Raw genomic sequence first — 8,067 nt, 5'->3', positions numbered from 1 at the left:
CGGCGGTCCGGGCGGCAACGACCGTCCGCCGCGTCGCGACGGTTTCAAGCCCCGCGGTCCGCGCTGACCCCCGTGGGTACCGACCGTTGGTCGGCACACCCCACACCGGTAGGTGCCGACCGTTGGTCGGCACACATTGAAAAACGCCAGCCCACAAGGCTGGCGTTTTTCGTTCAGCCCGTTTTCGCACCACCTCAACACCCCCGGACATAGCCTCACCGGGGTATGGCGTGCTTGGGAGGGCAGGCAGGCGTCGGCGGGCGCAGGCCAGCCTGGCATTGCAACCGGCGACGACAGGACAGGAGGGGGCATGCTGGGAGGCGGCAACAGAGAGGGAGGAAGCAACGCAGTACCGCATGTGACACGGGGCCTGACACTGCGGTTTGTGCTGCTTACCGGAATGGCGATCGGACTGGTCGGCATCTCCGCGCTGATCCAGGAACTGCAGGCGGCATCCACGGCGTGGATTGTCGGGCAGAGTCACTGGTCGCGCGCGCAGCAGCGTGCGTCCTTTTCACTGGCGCGGTACATCGAATCGGGCAACCCCGCCAGCCTTGCCGATGCGCGTGCGTCGCTGGCGGTCCCGCTGGGTGATCTCGATGCACGGCTGGCCATGGAGCAGGATGACCTCGACGTGGCACGTGCCCGCCGCGGCCTGCAGCAGGGATTGAACGCACCGGCCGATATCAACCGGCTGATCGTCTCGTTCCGCTATCTGGGCAGCCTGGTCTACTTCCGTGAGGCGGTGCAGTTCTGGCGACGGACCGACCATGGCCTGTTGCAGATGCAGCAGATCGCCGATGCGGCCGAGAAAATGCATGCGGCCGGTGGCATGCCGGCGGAGGCGGAAAACGCCATGCTGCTGCACCTGCAGGCACTGGACCGCAGCTTGCAGGCACAGGCCAAGGCGTTCTCGCAGGCGCTGCTCAATACCGCATCGATCGTGCGGATCACCACCTTGACCGTGGGCGGTCTGTCGGTCCTGCTCATAACCCTGGTCGCGGTGCTGTTGGCACGACGGGTCCGCAACGATCTGATCGAGAAGGAGAGCCGTTTCCGGGCGGCGTTCTACCAGGCCACCGTGGGCATGCTGAAACTGGATGCGGCAGGCGGCATCGTCGAAGCCAACCAGGCTGTCGCCGATATGTTCGGCTACCGTCGCGAGGCGATGTTGAGCATGGAACTGCCCGAACTGCTGATGGAAGGCGAACTGGTGGCCGACGAACAGGGGCGGATCGACTGGGTCCGGCAGCTGCGTCCTGCCGAGCTGCGCTTCCGCAAGGCCGATGGCAGCCTGCTGTGGGGACGCAGCAGCGGCACCCTGGTGCAGACACCGGGGCGCGATCCCACCATCTTCGCGATGGTCGAAGATGTGTCACAGAACCACGCGCTGGCCCGCGAGGTTGAACATCAGGCCAGCCACGATCCACTGACCGGATTGATCAACCGACGCGAGATCGAGCGGCGGCTGGAACAGGCGCTGTTGAGCGTGCGCACCCATGGTGGGGTACACAGCCTGTGCTACATCGACCTGGATTACTTCAAACTGGTCAATGACGGACTGGGCCATGCCGCCGGTGACCAGCTGCTGCGCAGCCTTGCCGAATACCTGGTGGGGGCCGTGCGTGACGGCGACTGGATCGGGCGCATGGGCGGTGATGAGTTCGCCCTGTTCCTGGCCCACGCCGGTCAGGAGGACGCCCGCCAGGTGCTGCAGCGGGTGATGCGCTCGCTGGGCCAGGCCGGCGCGGTGCAGGAGGAAGGCACTCCGCAGGTGCGCTGCAGTGTGGGAGTCGTGGAGATCACCGCCGACGTGGCGGACGTGAACTGGTTGATGAGCGCGGCCGACAGCGCGTGCTACGCGGCCAAGCAGGCCGGTCGCAACCGTATCCATTTCTTCAATGAAACCCGCGAGACGCTGGAGGAGCGGCGACGTGAGGCCGAGCGCCTGGCGCGGGTGTCCTCCGCCATGGCCGACAACCGCATGCTGCTGTACGCGCAGCGCATCGCCTGGCGCGGCGATCCGGCGTTCCTGCACTACGAGGTGCTGGTACGCCTGCGCGGGCGCGACGGCCAGCTGCACACACCGGGTGAATTCATGCCGGCGGTGGAGCGCTACGGGATGGGCATGGCGCTGGACCGGCACGTGCTGGGCCTGCTGTTCCGGCACCTGCAGGTGTGCCCAGGCCATGTCAAGCGACTGGGATTGTGCAACGTGAACGTGTCGGCACAGTCGATCACCGAACCCAGCTTCCTGGCCTACGTGAGCGACCTGCTGGAGCGTAACCGGGGGCTGGCCCGCAAGCTGTGCTTCGAAGTGACCGAGACGGCCGCGATCAGCAACCTGGACCAGGCGCGCAGCTTCGTCGAGGCGGTGAAGGCACGCGGCTGCCGCGTGGCGCTTGACGACTTCGGTTCGGGCTTGTCGTCGTTCGGCTACCTCCGGCAGCTGCCGGCGGACATGTTGAAGATCGACGGGCTGTTTGTCCGTGACATGGACGTGGACCCGGTCAGCCGGGCCACGGTGCGGGCCATCACCGAGATCGGCCGCGAGCTGCACATGACCGTGATTGCCGAATGGGTGGAGTCGGAAGAGGTTGCCGACCAGCTGCAGGCGCTGGGCGTGGACGGGATGCAGGGGTATGCGGTGGAGCGGCCAATGCCGCTGGAAAAGATGACCCAGTCGGCTTTATGGGCTGCCCGGGCCGATGCAGCGCAGCAGAACTTGCGATAATGCCCCCCAGGGGACGGCGCGCGCAGGGTGTGTCGGCAGCACGTGGGGCGTTGGCGTGAGGCAAGGCAAGGTGAGGATCAGGCATGACAGGCGAGGCCCCCGGGGTCTGACCTGGTTGCTGTGTGTGCTGGCCGTGCTGGCGCCGCTGCTGGCGTGGGCCCATGCCCCCGAACCCGGCCGCGACGTGCTGCTGCTCGGCGCTGCCACCTCCGAACAGACCCCGCAGCGTGCCTGTCCGCCCGACGTAATTGCGCGCCACCAGGAGGTGTTGCACGTGCCGGCACCGCCCGAAGGCTGGTCCGGCGAGCCGCAGGCGGTGGACGTGTTCGGCGTGTTCGCCGGTGAGGTGCGCATCAGCCACGGCAAACGGCAGATCTGCGGCAACATGCATGACGCCCGTACCCGCGATTCTCGATTCCGCGCGGGAATTGGCATGGTGGTGGTGCCCAAGGCCGGCGACCACGAATCCATCGTGGTGTCGTGGACCACGCCGCTCAAACCGTACTGGGTTCCCACGGTGCGCCTCGGCGCGCCCAGCCCGGTGCAGCAGAACGACACCGCGCGGCTGCTGGTCCGCGTGTCCTGCATCGCGGTGGCGATTGCGCTGGCGTTGTCGGCGTTGATGGGCTACGTCACCGCCAAGGACCGCTCATTCCTGATCTATGTGGCGGTCTGCCTGGTGTTCGTGCTGTGGCAGGCGGTGCTGGGTGGCCTGAGCGGCTACCCGGAACCCTGGCTGCCAGTGTACGAAAGCGCCTCCTGGTGGCTGGTCGGACTCAGTGCGATCGCGCTGGGGATACTGCTGCCGGTGCTGTGGCGGCTCAACGGCGGCGACCGGTTGTGGCCACGTTCGCGGCTGGGCCAGCAGCTGGTGCTGTGGTCGGGTGTCTCGGCGGCGCTGTGCGTGCCGTTGCTCGGCACGGCCGGTCTGATGCGGCTTGCAGACGCGATGGAGCACGTGTTCCAGCTGGGGTGCCTGATCTGCCTTGCGGTCGGCCTGTGGGCGCTGCGCCGGCGCGATTACTACGCCTTGGCGGGCCTGCTGGCGCTGTTGCCGTGGTGGGTGATGATCATCGCCGACCTGGTCCAGGCACAGTGGCTGATCGCCTACCGGATCGAGGCGCTGCAGCTGTCGGCAACCTGGTTCCTGATGATGTCGGCGTATGCGCTGAATCTGCGGCTGGGCCGGCTGCGCCAGCAGCGCGATGAAATGCGTCAGCTGGCCGATACCGACGGCCTGACCGGCTTGCCCAACCGACGGGCCGGCCTGCGCCTGCTGGCCCGGCATCTGGACCGTCCTGCCCACGAGCAGCAGCCGTTGGTGATCGGTTTCCTGGACATCGACCTGTTCAAGGACATCAATGACCAGTTCGGCCATGAGGCCGGTGATCAGGTCCTGGTCGCGGTGGCGCGCGCGCTGCGCGCGGCGGTGCGCAGCCAGGACCATGTGGTGCGCATGGGGGGCGAGGAGTTCCTGATCCTGCTGCCGGGCGCGAATCCGGTGGCCGCGCGGTCCCGGTTGGAAAGCGTGCGCCAGCAGGTGGCTGCGGTGTCGCCAACGCTGGGCCTGGAAGGACTGGCGTTGACGGCCAGCATCGGCCTGGCCGTATGGCGGCCCGCACAGGACGATCTGGCCGGGCTGCTGCGTCGCGCCGACCACGCGATGTACCGGGCCAAGCGCGCCGGTCGCAACCAGGTCTACGACGCCGGGTAGTGCCGGGCCATGCCCGGCACGTCGTTTTCCCGGATAATGGCGCGATGACCACTCGACTCAACAAGCACATCGCCGAAACCGGCTTCTGTTCCCGGCGTGAAGCCGACCGACTGATCGGCGAACGCCGCGTCACCGTCAATGGCGTCGCCGCCGGTACCGGCGCAGTGGTGGGCGAGGGCGACGTGGTGCTGGTCGACGGCCAGCCGCTGCGCGCCCGCGAGGCGAAGAAGGCCGGCGGTCGCCGCCATGTGTATATCGCCCTGAACAAGCCGGTCGGCGTGACCTGCACCACCGAAAGCGCGGTCAAGGGCAACATCGTCGACTTCGTCGGGCATGAGCAGCGCATCTTCCCGATCGGTCGGCTGGACAAGGATTCCGAAGGCCTGATCCTGATGACCAGCAACGGCGATATCGTCAACCAGATCCTGCGCGCCGAGAACGGCCACCAGAAGGAATACCTGGTGGCAGTGAACAAGCCGGTGACCGATGAGTTCCTGCGCGGCATGGCTCGCGGCGTACGCATCCACAATGAAACCACGCTGCCGTGCCGGACCTCGCGGATTGCAAAGTTCGGCTTCCGCATCACCCTCGAGCAGGGCCTGAACCGGCAGATCCGCCTGATGGCGGCGGCGTTCGGTTACCGGGTCACCCAGCTGCGCCGGGTGCGCATCGACAACATCAAGATCGGGGCGCTCAAGCCCGGACAGTGGCGCAACCTGACCGACGCCGAGCTGAAGGGCCTGCTGCCCAGGCAGCTCGACTGGTAAGGCGGTGGCGGACCTGCACGGGGCGCTCACGCCCCGTCACGCGCTCCGGACTAGACTGCGCGCAGCTCCCGGATGTCGACCCGCTGCATGATCAAGCCCGAGAAGCCTTCCAACGAAGCCTTGCGCCTGGACGCCCTGTACCGTTACCGCATTCTCGACACAGACAAGGAAAAGTCCTTCGAGGACCTGGTCACCATTGCCAAAGCGGTGTGCGGTACCTCGATGGCGGCGGTGACCCTGATCGATGCAGAGCGCCAGTGGTTCAAGTCGATCCAGGGCACCGCGGCTGCCGAATTGCCGCGCGCCGAATCGATGTGCGGCCACGCCATTCTGCAGCCGCAGCAGGTGATGGTGATCGAAGACGCGCGCAACGACGCGCGTTTCCACGACAACCCGATCGTCACCGGTGCGCCACATGTGCGCTTCTACGCCGGCGCGCCGCTGATCAGCAATGAAGGCTATCCACTGGGTACGCTGTGCGTGTTCGACCCGGAACCACACCAGCTGGATACCGACCAGACCGAGGCGCTGGCGGCACTGTCGCGGCAGGTGATGCTGGTGATGGAGCTGCGCCGTTTCGCCCAGGACATCCAGAGCCACATGCTGGAGCGCGAGGACTACGAACGCCTGCTGGGCGAGTACCACGACCTGCTGCTGGCGCAGAACGCCGACCTGGCCGAGCAGAGTCGCACCGACGTGCTGACCGGTCTGCCCAACCGCCGCGCCATGGCGGTGGCGCTGGAGGCCTCGTTGCTGGACGCGGATGGCCAGCCGCGGCAGACCGCCGTGGCGCTGGTGGACATCGATCACTTCAAGCAGATCAACGACATTCACGGCCATGCCACCGGCGACCGGGTGCTGGCCGAGCTTGGCGTGCTGTTGCGGGCGCATTTCTCCGGACGTGGCATGGCCGCGCGTTACGGCGGCGAGGAATTCGTGGTGCTGATGCCTGACACCGACCTGCGCACCGCCGAACTGCAGTGCGACTTCCTGCGCATGGCGGTGGCTGAACTACCGTTGGGCTTCCCCATCACCATCAGCATCGGCGTGGCCGCGCACAAGGCCGGCGACAGCGTCGACCAGACCGTGTCGCGTGCCGATGCCGCGCTGTACCAGGCCAAACGCAACGGCCGCGACCGCGTCGTCGTGGCCCCCGGCGCTGCCCGATCAGGGACTGCTTGACGCCCCCGACTGGTACTGACCAACCCGGTAGGTACCGACCGTTGGTCGGTACCCGATCCTACTCCGCGATATTCCGCGCCTCGGCCGTCCCCAGGATCTCCGGATGCTGCACCGGTTTGCGGCGGTTCAACAGCGGGTGCAGGAACACCGCGCCGACGATGATCGCCACGCCGGCGTAGAACAGCGGCGTGAGTTCCCGCTGCTCGCTCAGCAGCACCATCGCCAGCAGGATGGCGTAGACCGGTTCCAGGTTGGTCACCAGCTGCACGGTGTAGGCGCTGAGGTGACGCAATGCCACCAGTGCCAGTGCGAAGGGCAGCAGTGTGCAGACCCCGGCCAGCGCCAGCAGCAGCAGACCGTCGCGCAGGTCGGGCACGACCCACAACGGGCTGGCCAGCGCGGGGAGCAGGAACGGCAGCAGCGGGGCCAGCAGGGTCAGGGTGAGCGTGCCGGCCCCCAGTTCCACGGCGGTCACGGTGAGCGGGTCGGCATGGCTGACCAGACGCTTGTTGAGCGAGCCGAATACCGCCACCAGCAATGCGGAGAGCGCGCCGACCAGTACGCCCAGGCGCATGCCGTCGGGCACGCCGCCGACCACCAGGGCCACGCCCGGGAGCACCGCGATGCCGAACGCCAGCTCGCGCAGCTGGAACGGCCGCTTGGCCACCCAGGGCTCGATCACCGCGGTGAACACCGGAGCCAGCGCGATGCAGGTGGCGGCCACCGAGGCGTTGGCCAGTTTCACTGCGCCGTAGAAGGTGAGCCAGTGCAGCGCGACGAGCGCGCCCACGCCGCAGTAACCGGCCAGCAGTGCAGGGGAAAGCTGGCGCAGCCCGCGCCACACGCGCGGCAGCAGCGCCAGCATGGCTACCACCAGCAGCATGCGCCACCACACCAGGGGGAGGGCGGGCAGGGTGATCAGTTTGCCGAGGATGGCGGTGACGCCCCACAACAGCACACAGAAATGGATTTGCAGCAGCGCTTTGCGGGTATCGGTCATCGGCATGCGAGTATTGTGCGCGTTAACCTTCGCGAGGAATACCATGCGTGCGCCTTCTTCCGTTGCCCGTGTGCTGGCCGGCCTGACCGCGCTGGTCGCGATACTCTCGCTGGTGCTGCAGTTCGTGCTGCTGCTGCCCCCTGGCGGCGGTCTCCAGGGTGTCGGCAGCGCCAGCCTGCGCTTCCTGGGCTACTTCACCATTCTCTGCAACATCGGCGTGGCGGCGGTCTGCCTGGCACGCGCCAGCGGTGAAGTCGAGGGGCTGGCCGGCCCCGGGCCGCGGGCGGCCATCGCGCTGTACATCGGCATCACCGGCCTGGTGTACGTGCTGGTACTGCGCACGTTGTGGCATCCGCAGGGATGGCAATGGTGGGCTGACGCGGGCCTGCACTACGCGGTCCCGGTGTTGTATCTGCTGGGCTGGGCGCTCGGCGAACACGGCGGACTGCACTGGAAGCAGCTGCTGCTGGCCCTGCTGGTCCCGGTGGCCTACCTGGCCTGGGCCATGCTGCTGGGTCGCCTGACCGGGCAGTATCCATATCCATTTCTGGATATGGAGATGCTGGGATGGAAGGCCCTGCTCGGCAACGTCGCATCGATGACGCTGGCCTTCATCGCACTGGGTGGTCTGCTGTGGAAGGTGGACGAGAGTCTGGCGCGGAGGTGAGCG

The 8,067-nt window shown here is 67.2% G+C and carries 6 protein-coding genes; 5 read left to right on the top strand and 1 reads right to left on the bottom strand.

What is annotated here, in order from left to right:
* The first annotated feature begins 400 nt into the window (after positions 1–400).
* The 4 genes from EGJ34_RS10930 to EGJ34_RS10915 all read left to right on the top strand — a co-directional run bounded on the left by EGJ34_RS10930 (position 401) and on the right by EGJ34_RS10915 (position 6,397).
* Positions 401–2,734 carry an EAL domain-containing protein gene (locus EGJ34_RS10930; protein WP_125360507.1) on the top strand — a complete coding sequence of 778 codons (2,334 nt, stop codon included), beginning with the start codon at positions 401–403 and terminating at the stop codon, positions 2,732–2,734.
* A 124-nt stretch (positions 2,735–2,858) separates the two neighbouring features.
* Positions 2,859–4,448 (top strand): GGDEF domain-containing protein, encoded by a 1,590-nt coding sequence (locus tag EGJ34_RS10925; RefSeq protein WP_260476968.1) that lies wholly within the window; start codon positions 2,859–2,861, stop codon positions 4,446–4,448.
* Between the two features lie 44 nt (positions 4,449–4,492).
* On the top strand, positions 4,493–5,215 hold the full coding sequence (locus EGJ34_RS10920) for a pseudouridine synthase (protein ID WP_125360505.1): 723 nt from the start codon (positions 4,493–4,495) through the stop codon (positions 5,213–5,215).
* Positions 5,216–5,302: 87 nt separating this feature from the next.
* Complete coding sequence (locus tag EGJ34_RS10915; RefSeq protein WP_125360504.1) at positions 5,303–6,397, top strand: sensor domain-containing diguanylate cyclase; 1,095 nt, start codon at positions 5,303–5,305, stop codon at positions 6,395–6,397.
* A 58-nt stretch (positions 6,398–6,455) separates the two neighbouring features.
* Here the strand turns inward: EGJ34_RS10915 and EGJ34_RS10910 are convergent, their stop codons facing one another.
* A complete protein-coding gene (locus tag EGJ34_RS10910; RefSeq protein ID WP_125360503.1) occupies positions 6,456–7,403 on the bottom strand; it encodes a DMT family transporter in 948 nt (315 codons plus the stop codon).
* 37 nt (positions 7,404–7,440) lie between these two features.
* Here EGJ34_RS10910 and EGJ34_RS10905 point away from each other — a divergent pair, with 37 nt between their 5' ends.
* Complete coding sequence (locus tag EGJ34_RS10905; protein WP_125360502.1) at positions 7,441–8,064, top strand: Pr6Pr family membrane protein; 624 nt, start codon at positions 7,441–7,443, stop codon at positions 8,062–8,064.
* The last annotated feature ends 3 nt before the right edge of the window (positions 8,065–8,067 follow it).

Source organism: Stenotrophomonas sp. 278 (assembly GCF_003935715.1).
GTDB classification, from domain to species: domain Bacteria; phylum Pseudomonadota; class Gammaproteobacteria; order Xanthomonadales; family Xanthomonadaceae; genus Stenotrophomonas; species Stenotrophomonas maltophilia_AH.
The sequence above is the reverse complement of the archived record's forward strand: the minus strand, read 5'-3'. Positions and strand labels throughout refer to the sequence as shown.